This window comes from Psychrobacillus sp. BL-248-WT-3 (genome assembly GCF_012843435.1).
Lineage (GTDB): Bacteria > Bacillota > Bacilli > Bacillales_A > Planococcaceae > Psychrobacillus.
Map to the genome: position 1 here is coordinate 32,572 of NZ_JABAFC010000006.1, position 22,315 is coordinate 54,886.

General features: G+C 36.9%; 24 protein-coding genes, 1 riboswitch and 1 other annotated feature. Of the genes, 12 read left to right on the forward strand and 12 right to left on the reverse strand.

The window, feature by feature from the left end; translation table 11 throughout:
* Positions 1-183: 183 nt before the first annotated feature.
* From HF876_RS19110 to HF876_RS05310, 3 genes are all read left to right on the forward strand, one after another.
* Positions 184-1,920, forward strand: a complete 1,737-nt coding sequence (locus HF876_RS19110) for an ABC transporter ATP-binding protein (protein WP_169359028.1) — start codon at positions 184-186, stop codon at positions 1,918-1,920.
* A 72-nt stretch (positions 1,921-1,992) separates the two neighbouring features.
* Positions 1,993-2,095: riboswitch (SAM riboswitch) on the forward strand.
* Between the two features lie 115 nt (positions 2,096-2,210).
* Positions 2,211-3,317, forward strand: a complete 1,107-nt coding sequence (locus HF876_RS05305) for a 5-methyltetrahydropteroyltriglutamate--homocysteine S-methyltransferase (RefSeq protein ID WP_169359029.1) — start codon at positions 2,211-2,213, stop codon at positions 3,315-3,317.
* Between the two features lie 100 nt (positions 3,318-3,417).
* Positions 3,418-3,717: a hypothetical protein gene (locus HF876_RS05310; RefSeq protein ID WP_205964016.1), complete on the forward strand. Its 300-nt coding sequence runs from the start codon at positions 3,418-3,420 to the stop codon at positions 3,715-3,717.
* Positions 3,718-3,856: 139 nt separating this feature from the next.
* Here HF876_RS05310 and HF876_RS05315 read toward each other — a convergent pair whose 3' ends face one another.
* From HF876_RS05315 to HF876_RS05330, 4 genes are all read right to left on the reverse strand, one after another.
* The gene (locus HF876_RS05315; RefSeq protein WP_169359031.1) at positions 3,857-4,039 is read right to left on the reverse strand and encodes a DUF6019 family protein; all 183 of its coding nucleotides are present in this window, start codon (positions 4,037-4,039) and stop codon (positions 3,857-3,859) included.
* Positions 4,040-4,053: 14 nt separating this feature from the next.
* On the reverse strand, positions 4,054-4,752 hold the full coding sequence (locus HF876_RS05320; RefSeq protein WP_169359032.1) for a DUF3169 family protein: 699 nt from the start codon (positions 4,750-4,752) through the stop codon (positions 4,054-4,056).
* On the reverse strand, positions 4,752-4,952 hold the full coding sequence (locus HF876_RS05325) for a helix-turn-helix transcriptional regulator (protein WP_346764036.1): 201 nt from the start codon (positions 4,950-4,952) through the stop codon (positions 4,752-4,754). Before HF876_RS05325 ends, HF876_RS05320 begins: the two co-directional genes overlap by 1 nt.
* Positions 4,953-5,058: 106 nt before the next feature.
* Entirely contained in the window at positions 5,059-5,808 is a 750-nt protein-coding gene (locus tag HF876_RS05330) for an HAD-IIB family hydrolase (protein WP_169359034.1), read from the reverse strand.
* 81 nt (positions 5,809-5,889) lie between these two features.
* Here HF876_RS05330 and HF876_RS05335 point away from each other — a divergent pair, with 81 nt between their 5' ends.
* Positions 5,890-6,582 carry a Crp/Fnr family transcriptional regulator gene (locus tag HF876_RS05335; protein WP_169359035.1) on the forward strand — a complete coding sequence of 231 codons (693 nt, stop codon included), beginning with the start codon at positions 5,890-5,892 and terminating at the stop codon, positions 6,580-6,582.
* A gap of 26 nt (positions 6,583-6,608) precedes the next feature.
* Here the strand turns inward: HF876_RS05335 and HF876_RS05340 are convergent, their stop codons facing one another.
* The gene (locus HF876_RS05340; RefSeq protein ID WP_169359036.1) at positions 6,609-6,956 is read right to left on the reverse strand and encodes a DUF3147 family protein; all 348 of its coding nucleotides are present in this window, start codon (positions 6,954-6,956) and stop codon (positions 6,609-6,611) included.
* Positions 6,944-7,363, reverse strand: coding sequence for a MarR family winged helix-turn-helix transcriptional regulator (locus HF876_RS05345; RefSeq protein WP_205964017.1), 420 nt, complete (start codon positions 7,361-7,363; stop codon positions 6,944-6,946). Before HF876_RS05345 ends, HF876_RS05340 begins: the two co-directional genes overlap by 13 nt.
* A 240-nt stretch (positions 7,364-7,603) precedes the next feature.
* Here HF876_RS05345 and HF876_RS05350 point away from each other — a divergent pair, with 240 nt between their 5' ends.
* From HF876_RS05350 to HF876_RS05370, 5 genes are all read left to right on the forward strand, one after another.
* Entirely contained in the window at positions 7,604-8,509 is a 906-nt protein-coding gene (locus HF876_RS05350) for an AEC family transporter (protein ID WP_169359037.1), read from the forward strand.
* A 229-nt stretch (positions 8,510-8,738) separates the two neighbouring features.
* The gene (locus tag HF876_RS05355) at positions 8,739-8,957 is read left to right on the forward strand and encodes a hypothetical protein (RefSeq protein ID WP_169359038.1); all 219 of its coding nucleotides are present in this window, start codon (positions 8,739-8,741) and stop codon (positions 8,955-8,957) included.
* Positions 8,954-9,220 (forward strand): spore coat protein CotJB, encoded by a 267-nt coding sequence (locus HF876_RS05360; RefSeq protein WP_169359039.1) that lies wholly within the window; start codon positions 8,954-8,956, stop codon positions 9,218-9,220. The genes HF876_RS05355 and HF876_RS05360 overlap by 4 nt, the downstream gene beginning before the upstream one ends.
* A 13-nt stretch (positions 9,221-9,233) precedes the next feature.
* Positions 9,234-9,803, forward strand: coding sequence for a manganese catalase family protein (locus HF876_RS05365; protein ID WP_169359040.1), 570 nt, complete (start codon positions 9,234-9,236; stop codon positions 9,801-9,803).
* Positions 9,804-10,049: 246 nt separating this feature from the next.
* Positions 10,050-10,778: a polysaccharide deacetylase family protein gene (locus tag HF876_RS05370; protein WP_169359041.1), complete on the forward strand. Its 729-nt coding sequence runs from the start codon at positions 10,050-10,052 to the stop codon at positions 10,776-10,778.
* A gap of 101 nt (positions 10,779-10,879) precedes the next feature.
* On the opposite strand, the gene HF876_RS05375 is transcribed toward HF876_RS05370, so the two are convergent.
* From HF876_RS05375 to HF876_RS05390, 4 genes are all read right to left on the reverse strand, one after another.
* Complete coding sequence (locus HF876_RS05375) at positions 10,880-12,976, reverse strand: MMPL family transporter (protein WP_169359042.1); 2,097 nt, start codon at positions 12,974-12,976, stop codon at positions 10,880-10,882.
* An 86-nt stretch (positions 12,977-13,062) separates the two neighbouring features.
* Complete coding sequence (locus HF876_RS05380; RefSeq protein WP_169359043.1) at positions 13,063-13,653, reverse strand: TetR/AcrR family transcriptional regulator; 591 nt, start codon at positions 13,651-13,653, stop codon at positions 13,063-13,065.
* A 104-nt stretch (positions 13,654-13,757) separates the two neighbouring features.
* Complete coding sequence (dacB, locus tag HF876_RS05385; RefSeq protein WP_169359044.1) at positions 13,758-15,242, reverse strand: D-alanyl-D-alanine carboxypeptidase/D-alanyl-D-alanine endopeptidase; 1,485 nt, start codon at positions 15,240-15,242, stop codon at positions 13,758-13,760.
* Between the two features lie 155 nt (positions 15,243-15,397).
* Entirely contained in the window at positions 15,398-16,642 is a 1,245-nt protein-coding gene (locus HF876_RS05390) for an erythromycin esterase family protein (RefSeq protein WP_240949650.1), read from the reverse strand.
* Between the two features lie 104 nt (positions 16,643-16,746).
* Positions 16,747-17,007: a binding site (T-box leader), on the forward strand.
* A gap of 62 nt (positions 17,008-17,069) precedes the next feature.
* On the opposite strand from HF876_RS05390, the gene HF876_RS05395 reads away from it, so the two are divergent.
* Positions 17,070-18,275, forward strand: a complete 1,206-nt coding sequence (locus HF876_RS05395; protein ID WP_169359046.1) for an MFS transporter — start codon at positions 17,070-17,072, stop codon at positions 18,273-18,275.
* Here HF876_RS05395 and HF876_RS05400 read toward each other — a convergent pair whose 3' ends face one another.
* On the reverse strand, positions 18,276-19,013 hold the full coding sequence (locus HF876_RS05400) for a class I SAM-dependent methyltransferase (RefSeq protein ID WP_169359047.1): 738 nt from the start codon (positions 19,011-19,013) through the stop codon (positions 18,276-18,278). It lies immediately after the preceding gene.
* A gap of 127 nt (positions 19,014-19,140) precedes the next feature.
* On the opposite strand from HF876_RS05400, the gene HF876_RS05405 reads away from it, so the two are divergent.
* A complete protein-coding gene (locus HF876_RS05405; RefSeq protein WP_169359048.1) occupies positions 19,141-19,827 on the forward strand; it encodes a TVP38/TMEM64 family protein in 687 nt (228 codons plus the stop codon).
* A gap of 386 nt (positions 19,828-20,213) precedes the next feature.
* On the opposite strand, the gene HF876_RS05410 is transcribed toward HF876_RS05405, so the two are convergent.
* Positions 20,214-21,329, reverse strand: coding sequence for a hypothetical protein (locus tag HF876_RS05410; protein ID WP_169359049.1), 1,116 nt, complete (start codon positions 21,327-21,329; stop codon positions 20,214-20,216).
* A gap of 194 nt (positions 21,330-21,523) precedes the next feature.
* Between HF876_RS05410 and HF876_RS05415 the strand changes: the two genes are divergently transcribed.
* On the forward strand, positions 21,524-22,261 hold the full coding sequence (locus HF876_RS05415; RefSeq protein ID WP_169359050.1) for a metallophosphoesterase family protein: 738 nt from the start codon (positions 21,524-21,526) through the stop codon (positions 22,259-22,261).
* Positions 22,262-22,315 lie beyond the last annotated feature (54 nt).

Sequence of the window (22,315 nt, forward strand, 5' to 3'; positions counted from 1 at the left end):
GAACTACCATTAAGTCAACGCAAATTATTTAGTCTATTTAGAGTAGGGTTAAATGCGCCACTAATGTGCGTGTTTAGTCTTCTTTTTTGTAGAAACCGCTCATATTACTTTAAATATACGCTCTCTAACAACAGAGCATGAATCATAAACAATACGAAGATTTCATTCAGATAGGTGGTTTTCATGGAAACTATTTTAAAAGTAGAGGATTTACAGATTTCATTTTTAACAAATGATAATGAATTTGAGGCTGTTCGAGGTGTTAGCTTTGAGGTTAAAAAAGGAGAAACATTGGGCATAGTCGGAGAATCTGGAAGTGGAAAAAGCGTCACGGCCCGTTCCATTATGCGCCTTTTACCTTCTCCTCCTTCCTTCATGAAAAATGGTTCCATTGAGTTTTTAGGGGAACAACTCCACACAAAAACAGAGAAGGAAATGGAAGCTATTAGAGGAAGAGATATCAGTATGATTTTCCAGGATCCGATGACCTCTTTAAATCCAACCATTCGTATCGGCATTCAAATAGCAGAAAGCCTTATTAAGCACCAAAAGCTCTCGAAAAAAGAGGGAAAGGCACAAGCCATTGAGATACTCAAGCTTGTAGGAATTAAAAATAGTGAAGAACGTTATAACCAATATCCGCATGAGTTTTCTGGTGGTATGCGTCAAAGAGTTATGATTGCCATTGCTTTAGCATGTAAGCCTACTCTACTTATTGCAGATGAGCCAACTACTGCGTTAGACGTGACCATTCAAGCTCAAATACTAAATCTAATGAAGGATATGCAGAAGCGCTTTGGGACCTCAATTATTTTAATTACTCATGACCTTGGAGTTGTCGCTGGAATGTGTGACCGTGTAGCTGTGATGAAAAATGGAGAAATCGTTGAAACAGGAACTACCGAAGAAATTTTTGCTAACCCAAAGCATGACTATACGAAAAAACTATTAAATGCCTTACCTCGTTTAGACGAGAAGAAAAGGCCGAAGAAACCTCCTCTTCGTTCTATTGGATTAGAAAATGGAAAGCCACTGCTGGAAGTTAAATCTTTAAAACAGCATTTTCAAGTAAGTCGCGGGAATGTCTTAAAAGCGGTTGACGATATTAGCTTCTTTATAAAGCCCGGGGAAACTCTTGGTCTTGTAGGAGAATCAGGCTCAGGTAAATCTACTACCGGTCGGGCGATTCTTCGATTGCATGAACCTACAGATGGAGATGTGCTATATCAAGGAATGGCCATTAATCGTTTAAGTAAAAATGAGCTTAAAACGATGCGTCGGCATATGCAAATCATCTTCCAAGACCCCTACTCTTCCTTAAATCCTCGTTTAAAGGTGCTAGACATTATTGGGCAGGCGTTAGATATTCATCGTCTGAGCAAAAATGCAGAGGAGAGAAAGAATCGGGTAGAGGAATTACTAGAATTGGTAGGCTTAGAGCCCTCGCATGCATTACGTTATCCACATGAGTTCTCTGGTGGACAGCGACAACGTATAGGTATCGCTCGTGCACTTGCGGTTGAGCCTGATTTTATCGTCTGTGACGAACCTCTATCGGCTTTAGATGTTTCTATACAAGCACAGATTGTAGAGCTCCTGGAGGATTTACAGCACAGACTTGGCTTAACATACTTATTTATCGCACATGATCTGTCCATGGTAAAACATATAAGTGATCGCGTTGCTGTCATGTATTCTGGAAAAATTGTAGAGCTAGCAGAAAGTGAAGAGCTTTATACGAATCCACAGCATCCGTACACTAAGTCTCTCTTAGCAGCCATTCCAATCCCTGACCCAAAAGTAGAGGCCAAGAAAAAGCGTGTGCTCATGGAAGAGTCTAATGTTACTGACAAGTATCAATTAAAGAATTCCGAGCTTGTTGAGGTATCCAACGGTCACTGGGTAGCTATCCCTAAGTAAGGTAGCCCTTGAAATTGTTTAAAGCCCATGTTAAACTTATTTTTATTATATTTAGATAATTTAATATTTTATTTCTTATCAAGAGAGACGGAGGGATTGGCCCTATGATGTCTCAGCAACCAGCCTTTAAGGTGTGGTGCTAAATCCAATAGACATTAAGTCTTGAAGATAAGAAGAATGACTTCAATATATATTGAGGGTTCTCTTCTTATGAAGCGAGCCCTCTTTTTATTTGATTTTATAGACAGTAGTAATCGCAATATAATATAAATAGAAGGTAGGAATTTAATATGACAAATCAATTACTTGTAAAAACACCTTTCAAAGCAGATCACGTTGGAAGCTTCCTGAGACCGGAACGTTTAAAGCAAGCAAGGGCTCAATTTGAACAAAAAGAAATTTCCCAAGAGCAGCTAACTCAAGTGGAAAATGAAGAGATTATTAAACTCATAGAAAAACAGAAGGAAGCTGGATTACTTTCTATTACAGATGGAGAATTTCGTCGAAAATGGTGGCATTTCGATTTTTTAAGCGGACTAGATGGCGTTGAATTTTATGAAACCGATCAAGGACTCTCCTTTAAAGGGGTGCAAACAAAAGCTCATGGTATTAAGGTGACAGGAAAGATTGGCTATAGTACCCATTACATGATTGAGCATTTCAAGTTTTTAAAAGAAGCAGCTGGGGATGCTGTTGTAAAATTTACTATTCCTAGTCCGAACATGCTTTATTATCGAGCTGCAATTGAGGAAGGTGTGTATAACAATGATGAGGAATTATTTTCTGACTTAATCACAGCTTATCAAGGGTTTATCCAAGCAATTTATGATGAAGGCTGTCGTTATCTTCAAATTGACGATACTTCATGGGCTACCTCCTTTTCCGAGGAAGGCCTCGCTTCCTTAAAGGACAGGGGGTTATCGCTAGAGCAAGCCTTATCCCTTTCTGCAAGGGCTATTAATGAGTCTATCTCTAAAAGACCAGCCGATATGCTAGTGACCATGCATATTTGTCGGGGAAATTTCCGATCCACTTATATTACAAGCGGAAGCTATGAGTTAGTATCAGAAACTATATTCGGTGGATTACATGTGGATGGTTTATTTTTAGAATTTGACGATGAGCGCTCTGGTGGTTTCGAGCCGTTACGACATGTTAATCGAAAGGATTTAAATATTGTCCTAGGGCTGATTACGTCTAAGCATGGAGACCTAGAGGAAGAAGAATTAGTTAAAGCTCGCATCGAAGAAGCTACTAAATATGTACCAAAAGAACAGCTTTGCTTAAGTCCTCAATGTGGATTTTCTTCTACTGAGGAAGGAAACATATTAACTGAAGAGGAACAATGGGCAAAAATTCGCCATGTAGTCCAAATAGCAAAGGATGTCTGGAACTGACTTACCAACATGTGAATAACGTTAGTAGAAATGTTTTTACATTTGCCTGTTAGGGTATCTATTTAAATAAGATATCAGTTCTATATGGGAGGAATGTATGATGAGTAAAGTTTATGAATATACAACAGATGATGTCGTAGAAGAAACCGGTAATTATACGTGTGAGTCTGGGACAACTAGAACTTTAGAAAAGGGTTCAAAATTCCCTTCTTGCCCCGACACGGAAGTAGTTACGTATTGGAAACGCTCTGAAAGTCTTACCCACAGCTCAGGGCAGGAAGTATTAACATCTGGTCGTTATGTGGATGAAGATGGAGATGAAGCTTTTCTAGAGGCTGGCTCTAATTTTCCAAACTGCCCAAAAGCAGGAACCCCTACTATATGGTCCCATGCAGGATAACTAAGTTGCTGATACTTGTCTTATTTTATAGACAGGTATCAGTTTTTATTTTAACAAACAAACAGCGAGCAAGTATAAAAAGATAAGCCATCATGGCTGCTTGGATTTCTGTGGTGGTGGCTTACCGAAATAAGAAATCTTAGATCTTTAAATCGTCTATGGACCTTTGCACCTTGTCTTCTTGTTCTTGTCGATATTTCCCTCTAGCTTCCTCTGAGACTAACATAGATTCATTAATACCATTTTTTACTCCCCACTTGATAATAAAATATAAAAGTATAGATAAACCTATTATCCATAAAAGCAATTGTCCCGTTGTCATTTTTAAAATCCTCCTTATTTATTGCGTACAACTACTAAATAGCTTGTGTTCACTACCAGCAAGACTAAGCACATTACTGCTATAGAAAAAATTTGCGATTGCTCGCTAAAGTAAGAAAATGCAACAGCTAAACTAATACCAGTGAGCATAAACAGGTTAAATAATCGGTAAGATTTATAAAGTCCTTGTAAAGTCACGTACTTCTCCCCATCATCCATAGAGTCCATAAGCCGTTGCTCATAGTCCTTTGATTGGATGCGCGGAAGATTTCTTTCTGGATAACTTGTCTTTATAAAATTTGCACTAAACATCGGAATGGTCCAGCTAGCTATGAACAAAAGTATAAAACCAATTTGTAAAATTGTATTGTTTGTCATTAGAATAGAAACTGCAACCGCTAATATAGATAAGACCTGTGAAATATTAGCAGCTATACCCAAATCAGCGACCTTTTTGTATTTGTACTCTTCCATTAAATCCTCTTGTTCCCCATCAAATGTTTGGGAATTAACTATTTTTATATTCTTTATAAACACAAGAACGATTACTAAAAGAGTTAGAATCGTAGCCAAAACAATATATAAAATCAGATTTACAGGATGGTCCCATGCCTCGCGACCCTGATCTTTGCCCATCATGATAGCATAAGTGATCGTAAAACCAGCTACCCCTCCGAACAGTAAACTAACAATTGTTGTGAACATCTTTTTCATTATTCTTCCTCCCCTATTAAAAAGACATTTTCTACAGGCTCATTAAAAATTCTAGCTATACGCACAGCTATTAATAAAGAAGGCATATATTCTTCTCGCTCTATTAAGCTAATAGTTTGCCTAGAAATTTTAGCTAACTTGGCAAGTTCAGTCTGATTGAGTCCATCTCTTGCTCTTAACTCCTTTAAACGGCTTTTCACCATTCCCCGCCTCCTCTTTTCCAATATATACAATTATAGTCATTTTGACAACTATAATTGTCAAAATGACTATAAAAAATGTCAATTGATTCAAATGTGTTTTTGTCTACAATTCTTTTGCAATTTCTTTTAGTTTATTCAAAACAAGCGCTTCCTCATTTGCCACCTGTGCTGTAGCAATCTTAATTAGCTCTTCATAATTTCCAATGCAAACAGAGCTTTGTGCCTGGAGAAACATAGGAATATCATTTGCATCATTTCCGAATGCTATAAATTGCTTACTTAGGACTCCAAGCTTTTGGAGTCCATTCCATTTATCAACACCCAATGGACTTATATCTAAAATTCCTTCCCGGCCATGGTTACAAATTTCTACTGGGAGCTGTTTAAGTTCATGTAATAGGTTTTCTTGATTGTTGCTATGTAAAATGACTACTTTTACTACTTTATTCAACTTATGTAATTCCACTTTTTCAGCTTGTTGTAATGTATCTAAATTCATCCTAATTGGATGGTTTTCGTCTCCTGTATAGGCGTAGTCCCACTCGCTGTCCACTAGGTACTGAGCTTTATATTTTTCTATGAGCTGAATAATTTTTTCCGATGTTTGCTTATCAAAATGAGTACTTGAAATGATTTGTCCCTCCTTGGCTACAAAAGCTCCATTTCCTCCTACCATAGGCAACTGATAGAAATGCCTAGGAAGTATCGGCAGTAAATCTCGGATCGGTCTTGCTGAGGCTAGAATTACCTCATGCCCCTTTTCCAATAATTCTTCCAATGCCTGTACCATCGCATTAGATAAAGGCTTCCCTTGAAAGCATATCGTTCCATCTAAATCAAAAATAAACTTCATTTCATTAACCCCCTCTATAAAATAATCATATCGCTTTGCTATATAATTAAAAAAGGACATATGTCCAAAAAGGAGGAAAAGATGAAAATTATCAAGACCTTAGAAATCATTGATCAGTATTTATCCCAATTTAATATGCAGGAGAAAGTTACGTCTCTCCAAAATCTGTCCTTTCACCTTCGTTCCTATAGTCCCAGTGAAGTTATTCTTAAAGAAGAAGATGAATTGGATGGAATTTATTTTCAAGTAAGTGGTAAGACAAAGGTCACCACTAGCTTAGAAAATGGAAAATCATTATTATTACGCTTTTGTCATCCTCAAGCAATTTTTGGAGATATAGAACTCTTTCAAAAGGTAGAAATACAATCACAGGTGGAAGCAGTAGAAGAAACCTCTTTATTATTTTTAGACAAGCAAACGATAGAATTATATTTAATGGAGGATCCTTTATTTTTAAGGGAATTATCGAAGCATTTAGCCTATAAACTACAAACGTGTACAACAGCTTCTAGAGTAAACTTGTTAGCTACAGTAGAAGCTCGGTTTGCAAGCTACTTATTAACTACTAGAGATAACCATAATCATTTTGGTAGAGAGATAACGACCAACCAAACAGAGGAAATTGCCTCCCTTATTGGAACAACTCAACGGCATTTAAATCGTATAATCCATTCATTCATAAAGAAAAAAATAATTGTAAAAGAAAACAAAACTTTTATAGTATTAGATTGGGGTATATTAGCAGTTCTTTCTAATGGTGTTCGATATGAATGAGGGGCTGGTTTAACACCAGCCTCTCATTAGACGATGTGCTTAATGTAAGTAACCACGGTTTCTTGTATGTATAAGAAGAACAGCCACCCAGCAATCCCTAGCAAAATGGAAACAAAAAGATGCAACGAATTTTGTAATGCCAGATATACAATCAGTAGCATTACAGCGGTGGCTGGGAATCCCCAAAGCACTCCTAAAGCGAACTTGCTCAGCGTAGAGGATTGCTCTCCTTGAACATACAACCAAACAATACTAAGTAAGCTCACTAAAGGCAATGCTGCAATAATACCTCCATAGGTGGGGAATCTCCTCGAAATCTCCGTTACCATAGCTATGATAATAGCGGATATAATAACCTTCATTAAAATGTACATTTTTTTGCTACCTCACTTAAGGTTTGAAATGCTTTTTCAATTATTATTTTTTCTTCCTGCGATAGTTGATCTAAGACTTTCGATAATTTTTGATCATCCAGACTTGTGTTTCGATATAAAACATCGGATCCTAATCCGGTCAATCGAAGAATAACTCTTCTCTGGTCCTCTCCACTTCTCTCTTTAACTATGTAATTTTTCTCAATTAGCCTTTTGACATGCTCGGAGGCCGTGTTATGTGAAATCTTTAAAAGCTTTGCTACCTCATTAATTCCAGCGTCCGAATGTTTATCCAGAAGTTGAAGTATTCGTACTGCTTGATGAGTTATTTTATCCACATGTGGATAATGTAAATAAAAATAAATGTCAGTCCAATATTCATTTAGCTGATTTGATTGTATACTCATTTTTTATCCCCCGTTTTTATATCGTATAATACGATATAATTTTATCATAACCATAAAACTATTTCAGAAAAAAGATTCCACAAATGATATAGTTATATATATTACGGATACCGGACTAGTTTTTTTATTTTTTGTCTTTGTTTTGTTTTTGCTTTGTCTTGTTTTTTTTGTTTTTGTTTGTTTATGTTACAAGTGCCTGGCACCTGTAATATTTGAGAAATGGTTAAGGGGTGGGTTTGGATGGATTTATTGCTGATTATTTTGCCGGTTTTTATTATCTTTTTTATTGGTTTTATAGGACAGAGGTTGATAGGGTTTGATATTAAATCTATTTCTTCTGCTGCGCTTTATCTTATGTCTCCTTTCTTAGCATTTCGTACGTTTTATACGCATGAGTTGTCGATTGATTATGTATATATTCTAGGAGCATGTCTCCTTTTAACCTTTTGCTTATTGGGAGTCGTGTGGCTTTCTTCGCTTTTTATGCAGACTACTCGTCCTCAGTTAGCAGCATTAATTTTAGGGAGTGTTTTTCCTAATAGCGGGAACTACGGAGCACCAGTTGTTCTCTTTGCTTTAGGGGCTGTTGGATTTGATTATGCTGTTGTGATAATGGTTTTCCACGGTTTGATCATGAACACCATTGGAATCTTTTTTGCCTCTTTAGGTGGAGAGGAGAAAGCTACCTGGCAGCAGGCTGTACATAAGGTTTTAAGAATGCCATTAGTTTATGCATCCTTACTGGGAGTTCTCCTTCAAGTGCTACATGTGACTGTGCCTCAGTCCGTAATGGAAGGTGTGGGACTAGCTGCAGATGCTTCTATTCCGACCGTCATGCTTGTGCTCGGTATGCAATTGGCAGTAATCTCAAGAAAAAAAGTTGCATATCGATTTGTTACGACAGCAACGGTTGTTCGAATGTTTGTTTCACCTTTACTGGCAGCAGCCATTATGTTTTTTCTACCGGTAAATGACTTACTTAAAACGGTTTTTATCATTCAAGCTGCCATGCCAACAGCTGCAAACACCACGATGCTTTCTTTACAATTTGGAACTGAACCAGATTTAGTATCCTTTACAACCTTTATAACTACTATTCTCAGTATCCTTACCATTCCATTCGTTTTGTTTTTTCTCGGAATTTAAATTCTAAAGCTTTTCTAAAGCCCGTTTACCGACTACCTTTCTTAGGTGGTCTTTTTTGTAAAAGTATCTAAAGAATCGAGAATGTTACAGGTGCCAGGCACCTGTAACATTTTTTATATCCCTTGCCTCACCGAGACCTGCAGTGGTTATTAAAAATTGTTTTTTGGGTTGTCCCTCTAGTCTTATTTCATTTTTTTTTACATAGGTTGGTTTGAAGGAGTGATTAAAGATGGAAAATTGGCAGTTTCGGGGTAGTTATAAGCCATACGTTTCTCCACGGGATCCTTGCCCCCCTATTTTAGTTAGAAAGTTTGTGCTTCCTCCACAGCTATTCACTAATTTTCAACAACCAGGATTACCGCAAAATACACCAGCAGATGCATTAATGCAAGGCTCTTTATGGCCACAGTTTGTCGACGGATTTTATAGGGAGGAGGGAATATCATGACATCCAGCGATCACCAGTGGAATCTATTAAAACAAGTACAGCAAATGGATTTTGTTGTCGTAGAGCTGACTCTCTACACCGATACACATCCAGATGATTTAGATGCTTTGGAGCAATGGCGTATGGCTATAAAAAATGCAGCTGCAGTAAGGAAGAAATATGAAGCTCAGTATGGTCCGCTTTCATTAATGACTACTCCCTCCAAGCAAGCATTAGATGTTGGCTGGCGCTGGAACTCTACTCCATGGCCATGGCAAATTTGAAAGGAGAAAACTAATGTGGGTTTATGAGAAAAAACTGCTTTATCCTGTAGAAGTTACGACATGCAACCCAATGCTTGCTAGATATCTTATGGAACAGTACGGTGGAGCCGATGGAGAGCTCGCCGCTGCTTTGCGCTATATGAACCAGCGATACACGGTTCCTGATAAAGTAATTGGAATTCTTACCGACATTTCAACAGAAGAGTTTTCTCACCTAGAAATGCTTGCTACCATGATTTATAAATTAACTAAGGATGCAACTCCTGAGCAATTAGAAAAAGCTGGCCTTGGACCTCATTTTGTTAATCATGGACACTCTTTATTCTATGAAAATGCTGGTAACGTTCCTTTTACCGCTGCATACATTCAATCTAAGGGTGACCCAATTGCAGACTTATATGAGGATATTGCCGCAGAAGAAAAAGCTCGTGCCACCTATCAATGGTTAATCGACATTTGTGATGATCCAGGTGTAAGTGATGCTCTTCGTTTCCTTAGAGAAAGGGAAAATATTCACTCCTTAAGATTTAGAGAATCGGTAGAGCTACTTATAGAGGAAAGAGACCAGAAAAAAATATTCTAAATAGAAATGCTTGGTGACTAGTCAAATCTAGTTCCCAAGCTTTTTCTATTTAGGTTACATAATGATTACAGGTGCCTGGCACCTGTAATCATTATGTAACGCTCGAACTTGTAAGCATTATAAAATCATCGTACCTGTAGTCATCTTGCATTTAATGGGAGTGTTTGGTCTGGTATATTCTTATTTGCTAGGGCAACAATAACTTAAATAATACTTCCGCCAAATATGCTACAAGGAGGAATATAAATGAAGTCACTTGTCATTAAAATTGGAGTAATATTCCTTGTGCTTTTTGGCATTGGTTATACTACCTCCGCCATGGATAAGGGTCGACCTTATTACGAAGAGAAGGGCTATGTTATGTGGGAGATAAAAACAGATGAGAAGGTGATCGCCCTTACCTTTGATGATGGTCCCCATCCTACATATACACCGCAGGTTTTAGATTTATTAAAAAAATATGATGCAAAAGCAACTTTTTTTGTTATCGGTGAAAGAGTTGAGAAGTATCCAGAGGTTGTTTCTAGAATGGGGACAGATGAACATGAGATTGCCAACCATACGTATACACATCCACTAACTATTTCCCCAGCTAAGCTAAAGGAAGAATTAGAAAAGACAAATGATATCATTCATAAAATAACAGGAACCTATCCCATTTTTTATCGGCCAGTAGGTGGCCAGTATAATGACAAAATTATTAACACTGCGATTGATGAAGGTTATAAAGTAATTATGTGGTCTTGGCATCAGGATACAGAGGATTGGAAAAGACCAGGTACAAAGAAAATTGTTAAAAAGGTATTATCAGGTGTTAAGCCAGGCAACATTGTTTTATTCCACGATTCTGGAGGGGACCGTTCTCAAACTATTAAAGCACTGGAAGAAATACTTCCTGAGCTTCAGCGTCAGGGATATCGGTTTGTAACTGTCTCAGAGCTTATTGAAATACACTCAATGTCTTTGCATCCATAAGTGTCTATAGTATGGGTAAGGATGATTTTTTTACTCCTCCATCCATGTAAAAAGCTTGAACCATTAGAATCCCTAACGGTTCAAGCTTTCATTATTTCTACTTATTCTTTTTTATCCTTTTCAAACAAGACAATTAAAGCCGGTAATAAAATACCTCGAATTAAGAAGGTATCGAGAATAATACCTACCGCAACAATGAAGCCGAATACGAACAATAATTGAATTGGCTGAGTCATTAAGACAGCAAATGTAGCTGCCAATAAAATCCCGGCAGAGGAAATTACTCCTCCTGTATGAGAAACTGCAATTTGAACAGCATCCTTTACTGAATGCTTTTGACGTTCCTCCATAAAACGAGATATTAAAATGATATTGTAATCTATACCAAGCGCAACTAGGAACACAAAGGAATACAATGGAACTCGATTACTGATAGTATCAATATCAAAGAATAAGTTAGATAAGAACATTCCTAAGCCCAATGCAGCTAAGAATGATAAAAGAATGGTTCCCATCATGTAAATAGGCATTTTAATAGACTTTGTCAACACGATTAATAGAATGAAGATCAAGATCGTTTCTAATACAACGATAATGATTAAATCACGATCATTAACTGCTCGATCATCCACTTGAGCAGCTGTCTCACCTGCAAAATAAAGATCACCACTAGCATCCGATGCAGAAATGATATCCTCTTTCTCTTCTATCATTTTCTCGAGAGCATCCATTGATTCAGTAGAATATGGACTGTCCTTAAAGGTTAATTGGTATTGCACTGCTAACCCATCCTCTGATACACCAGTAGGACGTACTGAGTTTACAAGTTCTTGATTTTGAAGCTGCTCCAAAATACTTGCTTGAACTTCCTCCGTTACTTCTTCCTCTGATTCAAAAAGAACAGTTGTTGGTGCTAAATCACCTTTCGCAAACTCTTCCTCTATAATCTCATAGCCCATACGTGATGGCATATCCTCTGGGAAGGACTTCATCGTATCGAACTCATACTTAAGGTTAAACATATTTAAAGCAGATCCCACTAAAATAACAAGTATGATTAGAGCCGCTACAATTGGTTTCCCTACAACGAATGAACCAATTTTGCTCCATAGTTTACTGACCTTCTCTTCCCCTTCACCGTACTTAGGAATGCGTGGCCAGAACGACTTGCGACCAAATAATGTGAACAATGCAGGTATTAATGTTACAGAAGCAAACATAATAACAAACATCGTAGTACCAAAGATAGGAGCGAAGTTTCTATAATCTCCGAAGCTCGCAAAGAACAATACTAGCATTGCTGCAAGAACAGTACCACCTGCAAAGAATACAGGTATTCCTGTTTCTCTCATTGCCCACTTCATCGAATCGAACTTACTCTCATAATTCTTCAGTTCCTCACGATAACGAGAGAAAACAAATAAAGAATAATCAATGGTAGCTGCAAACAATAGAATAGACATAATAGACAATGACTGAGCTGCTAAATCTAGACCTCCTGCTCCGAGAATACCTAACAATTGATTAACTACCTGATATACAATCCCTGCAGCCAATAATGGAATAATTGCTAATAAAGGAGATCGATAAATGACGATTAATAGAATTAAAATGATACCAACAGTAGCTAAAATCAATACTAAATCTGCTCTTTCAAACAAATTAGTCGTGTCTACCGCAATACCAGCTGGGCCAGTAATATAAACATCTGCTCCCGTATCTTCCAAAACTATATCTCTTATTTCTTCTAGTGATTTTTCTAATTCAGCAGTTTCTAAAGAGGTTATAAAATTTAACGGAACAACGGCTGTCTTTTGGTCTTCTGAGAAGAAACCAGCTAGAGCTTGAGGTGGCAGGCTGCTAAAAGGAACAACTTCCTTTACACCTTTAATATTTGCTGCACTTACTTTATCTAATGCTTCTCCAAGGGCTTTTACATCAATTTCTGTATCCTTGGATTGTAGTACTAAAATAGCTGGAAGACTTTCTGCATCCTTAAAGTGCTCGTCAATATGCTTTTGAGCCACTACGGATTGAACATCCTCAGGAAGAGACGTGACGCTTGATACTTTATGGTCTCCCGCTCCAGGTGCAAATATTGTTAGTAAGACCGTAATCGCTATCCATGCACCGATTGTAATCCACATACCCTTTTTAGTGGCTACAAAATCAGTGACACTTCCTAATAACTTTTTCAACAATTCCACTCCCTACTCGGTTTATTAAGTGACACTAGTGTCACTTTGGATAAAAAAACATTTTACTTTTTCATTATCCTTTTCTATCATTTTCCTGTCAATGAATCGACCTTGAACATTCCACTGCTCAAGATTTCCTTAATAGAAGCCACCCACTCGCCTTCAGGAATATTAAAATGGTTGGGGATTGCGATAATTTGAAAGATCATCCCAAGTAAAACTGCTGTAGGCAAATGCTCCTTAATAAGACCTTCTTTTCTCCCTAGTTCAATAAACCCTTCAAATTGCTGGTACATACTAATATAGTATTCGCTTATTCTAGATTTATTATTCAATGCCCGTTTTGTCGTCGGTGCAGGAATTTGACCAATGATATCCAGTATCTCGTAAATATTATTATGCGCAAAAATAAAATCAATCAGCTCATTAAACTGAGTTTGGAAATCAGCACTTTTATTCAACTTATCAAAATCCGATAAAAACCTAGCCATCTCATACATCAGAAACTCAGAAATTAACTCATCCTTATTATCATAATATTTATAGAGACTTCCTCTTGAAACACCCAGACGTGAAGCCAGCTTACTAAACGTAAAAGCCTCATAGCCATCATGAATAATTAATTCCTTTGTTTCCTTAAACAAATGCTCATCAGTAAATTTTCTTTCACGAGCCATATCCAACACCTCACTATCCCACTCATTATATTACAAAAACCAACCTACACAAAATGACAGCAATGTTACAGGTGCCTGGCACCCGTAACATTACTGTCATTGTTTTATTTGTGGTTTGTTATGGCAGTTGCTATTTGGTCAATAGAAGGTACGGTGCTCGCTTTATTGTCTTCTGTAAGGACTGTGAATATGAGTAGCTCTCCGTCCTTTGTTTTCGCATAGCCTGCAAGTGCTTTAATGTTTTTAAGGCTCCCGGTTTTCGCCATTACGTTTCCAGCAGCTGGTGCTGTTCCTAGTCTGTGGCGCAGTGTACCACCAACGTAGCGATCTTTAGATCCAGCGATAGGCAGACTCTTATAATAAGTGTTGTACCAAGGCTCTTTTCTGATTACATACAATAATTGTGAAAGCTCTCTTGACGTAATTTTGTTGGAGTAGGATAGCCCAGAAGCATCCTCGAACTTCCATTGGGACGTGTCTATGCCAACAGAGAAAGCATAATCTCGCATGACTTGAAGTCCTGCATCCCAGCTTCCTTCACCATAAACCTTTTTTCCCATTTCCTTCGCTAAAATCTCAGCGTGTACATTGTTGCTCAGCTTCATGAATGGAATGATTAAATCCTTTAAAGGTTGTGACTTTCTTGAAAGGAGGGTCTTAGCAGTAGCTGGTGTTTTTCCTTTAACTAATTTACTAGATTTCCCAACGGTAATCCCCTTCTCTGCTAAGGATCGCTTGAAAATGTCCAGTGCATACATCGTTGGATCTGTGACGGCAATCCATTCCTTGGATCCAGAAGTCCCTATAGGAGAGTTTCCAGTAATAATGACTTTGTTTGTTCCAACCTCACGAGTGATTTTCAACGTGTTTTTACTTCCTTTTGGAACTGTCTTAGATTTATTGACTACCTTTAGTACATTTGTATTCGGAGATAGCGTTACTCTGGCTGCTTTTCCATTGCTTGTCGGTTTAGCTTCCACAATGACAGACCCTGCATCAAAATCTCCATTTGGAGATAAGGTCAATGCCGAAATAGGGGCTGCATAATAATAAGGAACGTCCTCCGCCATAATCCCCGAGGACAACCCAACGCTGTCATACCATGTATCATCTCCAATTAGGTTACCTGATATATGCTTAATACCTTGTTTGGATAGTCCTGTGGCAAAATTGTCAAAATGGCTTTTTAATAAAGTCGGATCCCCTTGCCCTTTAAGATAGAGATTACCATTCAAGGTACCCTTACTTACCTTTCCATTCGTTAATACAGCAGTAGAAAACCGGAAATCCTCTCCCAAAGTTTCTAACGCTGTAGCTCCGGTCAATAGCTTTAAGGACGATGCAGGAGTAATTCCTTTATTTCCATTGCGTTCATAGATGATTTCTCCTGTAGAAGCCTTGCGAACTGTAATACTGGAAGTTGCATTTTTCATTCGATTGTCTGCCATTATTGTATTTAATTTATTCGTTAAACTAGTATAGGTTGAAGCAGCCTCAACCGATGAAATGGACGGATTAGGTACAAATATAGCGCTTCCTGTTAAGATGATAGCTACTAATGTAATAAGTACTTTTCTGCAAGCCTTCAATTCTCTACCTCCAAATTATCTATTTTTTGTTAGTTTAACATGAAATAGTAAAATAATAAGTTCAAAATGTATATCTTTCTAAAAACCTGTCTTTTTTCCTACTACAAAATAAAACGAGGTGTAAAGTCACTGACCTTATCACCTCTTCTAACTTTCTACTTTAAAGGTTTCAAAGCATTTGTTTGCTCTAAGTAAATAAACGCATCATATCTTTCACTTATTTTAGAAGGAACATAATTACCATAGGCCTCAAAAGAGGGATTATAAACGACTCCTATGGCTCGATGACCTATCCACTCATTGAACAGAGCACGATTATCTTTATTAAAGAGTAATAGCTTGTCTCCACCTCCAGCATCGTGGAGCACATCCTCCCAGGAATCCTTCCTCGCTGGAGGAACTTTTTCTTTTTTGTAGGGGGTGTCCCATTCATCTGCAGCTATTACTGTTCCTGAATGAGTACCAAAGCCTAACGCAAATACATTGTCTCTTCTATTTTGAAGACGAAGGATTTGTCCAACATTCAACATACCTGCATCCTTCATATCTGTAGCTGACGCATCACCAATATGCGTATTATGCTCCCAAATAATGATTTTTGCATCTTTTCCATGGTAATCCATTATTTCATTAATGGCCTCTACCATATGCTCATCTCGGACATTCCATGACAAATCATCACTTCGAACCATTGCTCGGTAATATTCCTCTGCATTTTGGGCCACTAAAGCGTTTATCTTCAAATTTAAGTCATTTTCTCCTTCGTCTTTAAAGTTATCCTCGTGTTCTCTGATGGACTTGATAAGCTTTGATACCTCTTCTATACAAGCCTCTGAAATGTCTAACGTGGAAAGTGCGTATGTTTCCGGATGTCGATTAAATGGTTCAAAGCAAGAAATAGCTCTTTGTGCAAATTGTAATTCCGTTCCGTTTGGATCGGTTTCCTTTAAATATCGAATGACCTCATCCAAAGATTCCCATAGGCTATATACATCGATTCCATAAAAGCCAATTTTATCTTCCTTATGGCCATTATAGTCCTTTAACCATGTAGAAAATTCAGCAATTTCTTCGTTGGCCCACATCCAGGTTGGCCAACGCTCAAATGCAGCCTTAAGCATTTCTTTAGCATCCGAGTACTTACTATAACCCTTTATGAATCGATTAATGTGCTGTGTGGATGGCCAATCTCCCTCAACCGCTATTAAAGTAAAACCCTTTTCCTTTATTAATCTTTTCGAAATTTCAGCTCTTACCTTATAAAACTCCGAGGTACCATGACTCGCCTCGCCAAGTAAAACAATGTTAGCTCCCCCAATTGCTTCTAATAAAGGATTTAAATCTTCATCCGTGGACATCGGCAACGCAAATTGCTGAATAGACTCCTTTAATTTCTTCAATAATTGCACTCCTCTCATATAAAGTTTGAGTAATCTAAATTATTTTTATTCTATTTTATATGCCGAGCTAGAAATTAACCAAATATATGGTATGATATTGTAAATTAAATGCGATGAAGAGAAGAGTAAGTAATTTAAAGTCTTCCAAAAGAGAGTCCTGGTAGCTGAAAAGGGATGAAGAAGGAATTACTGAAACAAGCCTCTGAGCTTCACATAGGACTCGTATAAAACGGGGTATGATGTGACGGGTGCTCCTGTTATAGAGCTAAAGTATAAGCATTTTCTATGCCGTACTTGAAAAGGCTCTTTTGGTGACAATGGGGCAAACTGGGGTGGCACCACGACATGTTAATCTCGTCCCCAAGACAATCGTCTTGGGGGTGGGATTTTTTTATTTGTAGTAATAAACATGTCGGGAGGAATATAAATGAATAAGCGGAAAGTTAGAGCTCTTTATTTAGGTGTAGTCGGACTAGCTAACATTGGAGGGTGGATTTATTTACTTGCCCTTAATCTAATTATTTTGGACAAAACAGGGTCTGTATTAGCTGTAACTGGATTATATATAATTAAACCCTTCGCTAGTATGTTAATTGGACCTTGGGCTGGAAGTATGATTGACCGTGTTTCTACTAAGCATTTGATGATATTTTTAGATATTATCCGGGCTATTCTCGTAGCCTCTCTGCTTTTTGTAGATTCCTTATGGGTTATCTATTTGCTGGTGTTATTTATACAAATGGCAGGTGCCATATTTGAAACAAGCTCATTTACTTATATGACTTTATTGTTACCAGAAGAGGATCGAAACAAGTTTAATGCTGTGTTAACCTTTGTTCATTCGGGAGCCTTTGTGACAGGACCTTTTCTGGCAGGTATATTATTTATGCTTGCACCACTTGAATTTTCATTAGTAATAAATGTATTAATCTTTATTTGCTGCGGTATATGGACTATATTCCTGCCTAATATACTTAATACGATCCCTGAGGTGAAAAAACACCTCCACGTAAAGGAGGTGCGAGAAGATTGGTATGCTGTTTGGAACTTCAGTAAAAAATACTTATCCTTTTTCTTCATTTATATGACCTTCCAAGGGACGATGCTAGTAACTGCAGCATTAGATTCCACAGAAGTTGCTTTTGCAAAGGAGGTGCTCTTATTGACGGATGCTGCCTATGGATCCCTTGTTAGTATAGCTGGACTGGGATTTTTATTAGGCGCAATATGTACAAATTTGTTGGTAAGGTTTCTATCAGCTAAAGCAATGATGGGTGTAGGGACATTTTTTGTAGCAAGTGGATATTTTATTTATAGTCTCTCAACTTCCTATTTTGCAGCAAGTATTGGGTTTTTCGCATTATCATTCAGTCTTTCCATAGCCAATACTGGTTTTATGACATATATCCAATCACGAATTCATTCTAATATGATGGGACGCATCACTAGTTTATATGAGATGATTTCTAGTTTTGTTCAAATAGTAACAGTCCTTCTATTCGGACTAGTTGCTAGCTTGGTATCCGTCAAAGTAGTGGTCATAGGCGGCTCCATTCTCATGCTACTTGGTTCATGTTATTTAATCCTTATTACATGGAGAATATCTAAAACAAGAGGTTTTGAAGCCCTTTAACTATTTACTTTTCTCACAGGCAAACGCTAAGACAACAGGAATCCTTTGTCTTCGTTTAAATTCTTCTTCACTAGAAAAGTGTTGTCGTTTAGGATTACCTTCACGCAATTCTAAAATAGTAAAGCCATTGTCTCGTAATGCTGTAAAGTATTGCTCAATTGTACGGTGAAATTTTACAACTATGTGATCGATCCAAGGTTCTTCTCTTTCTCCATCTAGAAAATAATTGTCCACTATCCAATTCTCACGTTTCTCTCCAGATTGCTTGCTTAAAAAGGAAGAAGTCGTGAGAGGATGCTGGACACTAAATATGAATTTACCATTATCCTTTAAACTATTATGTATAGAGTCGAATAGCTGATTTATATCAGACACATAATGTATAGCAAACCTAGAAGTCACTATGTCATACGCTTTGTCTGGGTAAGGATATGACTCCATTGTATCCATAATCACCTTGCCATTTAACGTCTTTAAATTCGCTTTGGCTGCTTCCACCATTTTTTCGGAGCCTTCCACACCTATATATTCAGTAGCTCCATTCTGTATCAAATCCTTACCAAATGAGCCATCACCACAACCTAAATCTAGTATGGAATTACCAGTAATATCTCCTAGCATTTCAAAAATCATAGGTCCTTCAATCGCATTATTCGGGCTGTCCGAACGTTCTCTCCTCTTAAAGTAATTCGTGAAAAATTGTTCTTGGTTGTAGGCGTTAAATCCTTTATGTGACATTAAATAACCTCCATTTAGTTATAGTTATAGTAATATAGCGATGCATCAAAGTGTTGAGAATAGGCAAAGAATGATACCATAAAAGAATAAAATATCAGCACTTCGAGTTAGAAAGAACAGGTGAGTTATGAAAAAAAAGAAAACTACTCTCTCCAAAAAACAATGGATCTTAATCGGTGGATTTCTGTTCCTTATATTCTTTTTCTTAATAAACCAAGACCTAATTAGTATCCTTTTAGATGGAGATGTAGATAAAGCCAAAACATTTCTAGATAAAAATATTGCTTATGCATTGTTTTTTATGGCATTGGTCATGGTGATACAAAACTCTTTTACTGTTTTTCCGCTAATATTAGTAATTACTATAAATATTGCATTGTTTGGTTTTGTAAATGGCTTTTTATGGAGCTGGTTTACTAGTGTTCTCGCTTCTATTATCGTTTTTTATGGCGTTCGCTACATATTCCAAAGCATGATTATTCATAAGTTTGATGCGAAAATAATCGAAAAAGTAGATGCAAATGGCTTTGCTTACGTATTCCAAGCAAGACTCTTTCCTTTTGTCCCAACTAGCCTCGTAAATATTTTAGCTGGACTTAGTACGATCCGAATTTTGCCTTTTACAGTTGCTACTACTATGGGCAACTTCATATACTTCTTTATCCTTGCATTAATCCCTGCTGGTATCTTATCCTCTGATTTAGATGAATATTTGATTTTAAGCATTATTTTTGTGACTATTGCTCTTTATTACGTTATAAAACTCATTAAACATAAACGTAAGCCTGTTTCGGATTCTGAAAATGTAAAATAACTTAGCCACCAATATATATGCATCACTTGAGGATGGTCCCTCCTATTTCCTGAGACCATCCTCTTATTTAATTTCCTTGTGCTGCAATAGAAACTGCCTTATTACAAAGCCGAGGCAAAAATGGCTCTTCCGTGAGATAGGATCACCACACAATGTATCCAAGGCTATCACGACCTAGCTTCTTTTCCAGGATCCTTCTTCAGCAGTTAATAAGAGAGGCTCCTTCTGGAATTTGCTTAATTGTTCAAAAGATAAGTAATCTATACTTACATATTCTTCAATCTTTAGAAAGCACAATATTAATTGGTTGCAAACTTTCTTTGAATTCCTCTTTTTGCTGAGTTGAGTTAAACATGAACATTAGAATGTCCTCCATTTTATAACCTTTAAACCGTGGAAATATACATATTCCAATAAGCTTCAAGCTGCTTTTCCTGGAAGATGGTTAAGCTACTCATACTAAGTATCTCTTCTTTTAAGACCTGAACCTTGTCTTGCTGCTTTATGTTATAAAAACTCTTACCAAGTTCAACTCGTAATCTATTTTTTACCGATAAATTGCCAAAAGGATCGAAATAAGAGTCAATTCTAGATTTATCTTTTACACCTGTGTAGGTAAATCGTTGGTAGTAATTTAACCCCTTCTCTAGCTCAATATATCTTTTAATAGCTTCGGTATCCGTGATTGTTTCCTTTAAAAGCTCTAGCTTAACTTCTAACAGCTTTACTTCACTTGTATAATCATGTTCTCTTAACGTATCTAGATTTTCTTCTACCCATTTCATATCTATTTCATGATTAGCCTGCAAACCTAGTATATTAAAGGAACATACGGCGTAAGCGTCATTAACTTCTTTGTGCTGACTAATTTCCTCATTAGTTGGATAACCAAATTTAGATGGCTGTATAATTTCCATGGAAGCGTTATTGGATAATATACTTTCAATATCTACCTTGTGCTTATGCTCAACTATGATTAATATAGTTTTTCCTGGATGACTCTCAGCAATTGACTTAATACTCATCGCTTGCATATAGGTTCTATATTGAAATAATCGTCTCGCAAAATCCTTTTCCCCTGATGATTTCGTTTGTATCCATTCATTATTTTGTTTTATAACTTCTTTGCGTTCTGAGTAAAAGAAATCTTCCTGTAAATTAGAGAAAAAAGTGAATTTCTTGAGGGAGTTTTCTCCTCTAAAAAAGGCTGGCTGATCACTATCATTTATACCGTATGCTAATAGTTGATCATTCGAAGATGCATTCCAATCAAACGGAAAAATAGGTACGCCTTTTTGAAGTGCATAGGGTAATATTATTTCTTTTTGCTCGTAAGCATATTCCTGTAAATCCATACGCGCATATTTTTCAGGGGTTCTTTGAATCCCTATTAAATCTGGATTTACTCTATCAAAAAATGCTCGATAAACGGCAGGTTGACAATCTCTAGAAACGAGCTGATAAGCATGATTTACCCCTAGTATGATTAAATTAGATTTCAATGAGCCCTACCTCCTTCACAATTACATTACTTAAATATTCAGTAAATTTTTGGAATATACTTATTTTAACATGTTTTTGTTAACTATTTAGATTCAATTTATTTTATTTTTTATAAGTGTAGATTTTCCTTTTCCAACCATTTACTATAATAAAAAAGAAGGAAAAATCCAATCGAATATAGGAGATTATAGCTATGAAACTTGCCATAATTACAGATATCCATGGAAATGAACTTGCCTTAAAGGCAGTTTTAGAGGAAATTGATAGACAACACGATATCGATGAGATTTGGTGCCTTGGTGATATGATTGCCATGGGTCCTGATACGAACGAAGTATTAAATTTATTATTTTCTCGACCAGATATCCAAATGATTACAGGCAACCATGATGAAGCCATACTTTCGCTCAAAAAAGGGGAGGGTCATCCGGAAAGCTATAGCCATACGTTCGAACATCATTCATGGATTGCTAATCAGTTAAGCCAAAAAAATGTTGAAAGACTTACAAGCCTCCCACGTGTACTGGAAAAAAATTTAAATGGTATTCGTATACTCGGCATCCATTATCATATCGAAGAAGAAAAAAGATGTGCTCATATTAAGGACGAACCTTTTCATAGTATCTTAGAAGGCACTTTAGAAAATATGGAGAAAATGTATTCTACCTATCCCGCAGATATTATCTGCTTTGGTCACCATCATCCACAGCATCTTTTTTCAAATGAAAAACAAATCTACTTAAACCCTGGTGCTTTGGGGGTGTCAAAAGATACTACAGCTCCTTTTGCAATTTTAGATGCTTCCTCTAAAGAACCATCTATATTAATCCGTCATGTAAAATATGATAAAAAAGCCTTTCTGAAAAAGTTTGAGGAATTAGAGGTTCCTCAAAGAGAAATTCTATTTAAGTTGTTTTATGTGAATCAATAAATATTAACTATACTGAAAGGCCTTAATCTCCTGAACTACTGTTTAGGGGATTTT

Coding starts and splice junctions, on each gene's coding strand:
- HF876_RS05330 (WP_169359034.1), bottom strand. CDS start 5,808: ATGAAGTTTATTTTTGATTTAGATGGAACGATATGCTTTCAAGGGAAG.
- HF876_RS05305 (WP_169359029.1), top strand. CDS start 2,211: ATGACAAATCAATTACTTGTAAAAACACCTTTCAAAGCAGATCACGTT.
- HF876_RS05335 (WP_169359035.1), top strand. CDS start 5,890: ATGAAAATTATCAAGACCTTAGAAATCATTGATCAGTATTTATCCCAA.
- HF876_RS05340 (WP_169359036.1), bottom strand. CDS start 6,956: ATGTACATTTTAATGAAGGTTATTATATCCGCTATTATCATAGCTATG.
- HF876_RS05345 (WP_205964017.1), bottom strand. CDS start 7,363: ATGAGTATACAATCAAATCAGCTAAATGAATATTGGACTGACATTTAT.
- HF876_RS05315 (WP_169359031.1), bottom strand. CDS start 4,039: ATGACAACGGGACAATTGCTTTTATGGATAATAGGTTTATCTATACTT.
- HF876_RS05355 (WP_169359038.1), top strand. CDS start 8,739: ATGGAAAATTGGCAGTTTCGGGGTAGTTATAAGCCATACGTTTCTCCA.
- HF876_RS05395 (WP_169359046.1), top strand. CDS start 17,070: ATGAATAAGCGGAAAGTTAGAGCTCTTTATTTAGGTGTAGTCGGACTA.
- HF876_RS05360 (WP_169359039.1), top strand. CDS start 8,954: ATGACATCCAGCGATCACCAGTGGAATCTATTAAAACAAGTACAGCAA.
- HF876_RS05405 (WP_169359048.1), top strand. CDS start 19,141: ATGAAAAAAAAGAAAACTACTCTCTCCAAAAAACAATGGATCTTAATC.
- HF876_RS05415 (WP_169359050.1), top strand. CDS start 21,524: ATGAAACTTGCCATAATTACAGATATCCATGGAAATGAACTTGCCTTA.
- HF876_RS05380 (WP_169359043.1), bottom strand. CDS start 13,653: ATGGCTCGTGAAAGAAAATTTACTGATGAGCATTTGTTTAAGGAAACA.
- HF876_RS05310 (WP_205964016.1), top strand. CDS start 3,418: ATGAGTAAAGTTTATGAATATACAACAGATGATGTCGTAGAAGAAACC.
- HF876_RS05365 (WP_169359040.1), top strand. CDS start 9,234: ATGTGGGTTTATGAGAAAAAACTGCTTTATCCTGTAGAAGTTACGACA.
- HF876_RS05350 (WP_169359037.1), top strand. CDS start 7,604: ATGGATTTATTGCTGATTATTTTGCCGGTTTTTATTATCTTTTTTATT.
- HF876_RS05320 (WP_169359032.1), bottom strand. CDS start 4,752: ATGAAAAAGATGTTCACAACAATTGTTAGTTTACTGTTCGGAGGGGTA.
- HF876_RS05370 (WP_169359041.1), top strand. CDS start 10,050: ATGAAGTCACTTGTCATTAAAATTGGAGTAATATTCCTTGTGCTTTTT.
- HF876_RS05400 (WP_169359047.1), bottom strand. CDS start 19,013: ATGTCACATAAAGGATTTAACGCCTACAACCAAGAACAATTTTTCACG.
- HF876_RS19110 (WP_169359028.1), top strand. CDS start 184: ATGGAAACTATTTTAAAAGTAGAGGATTTACAGATTTCATTTTTAACA.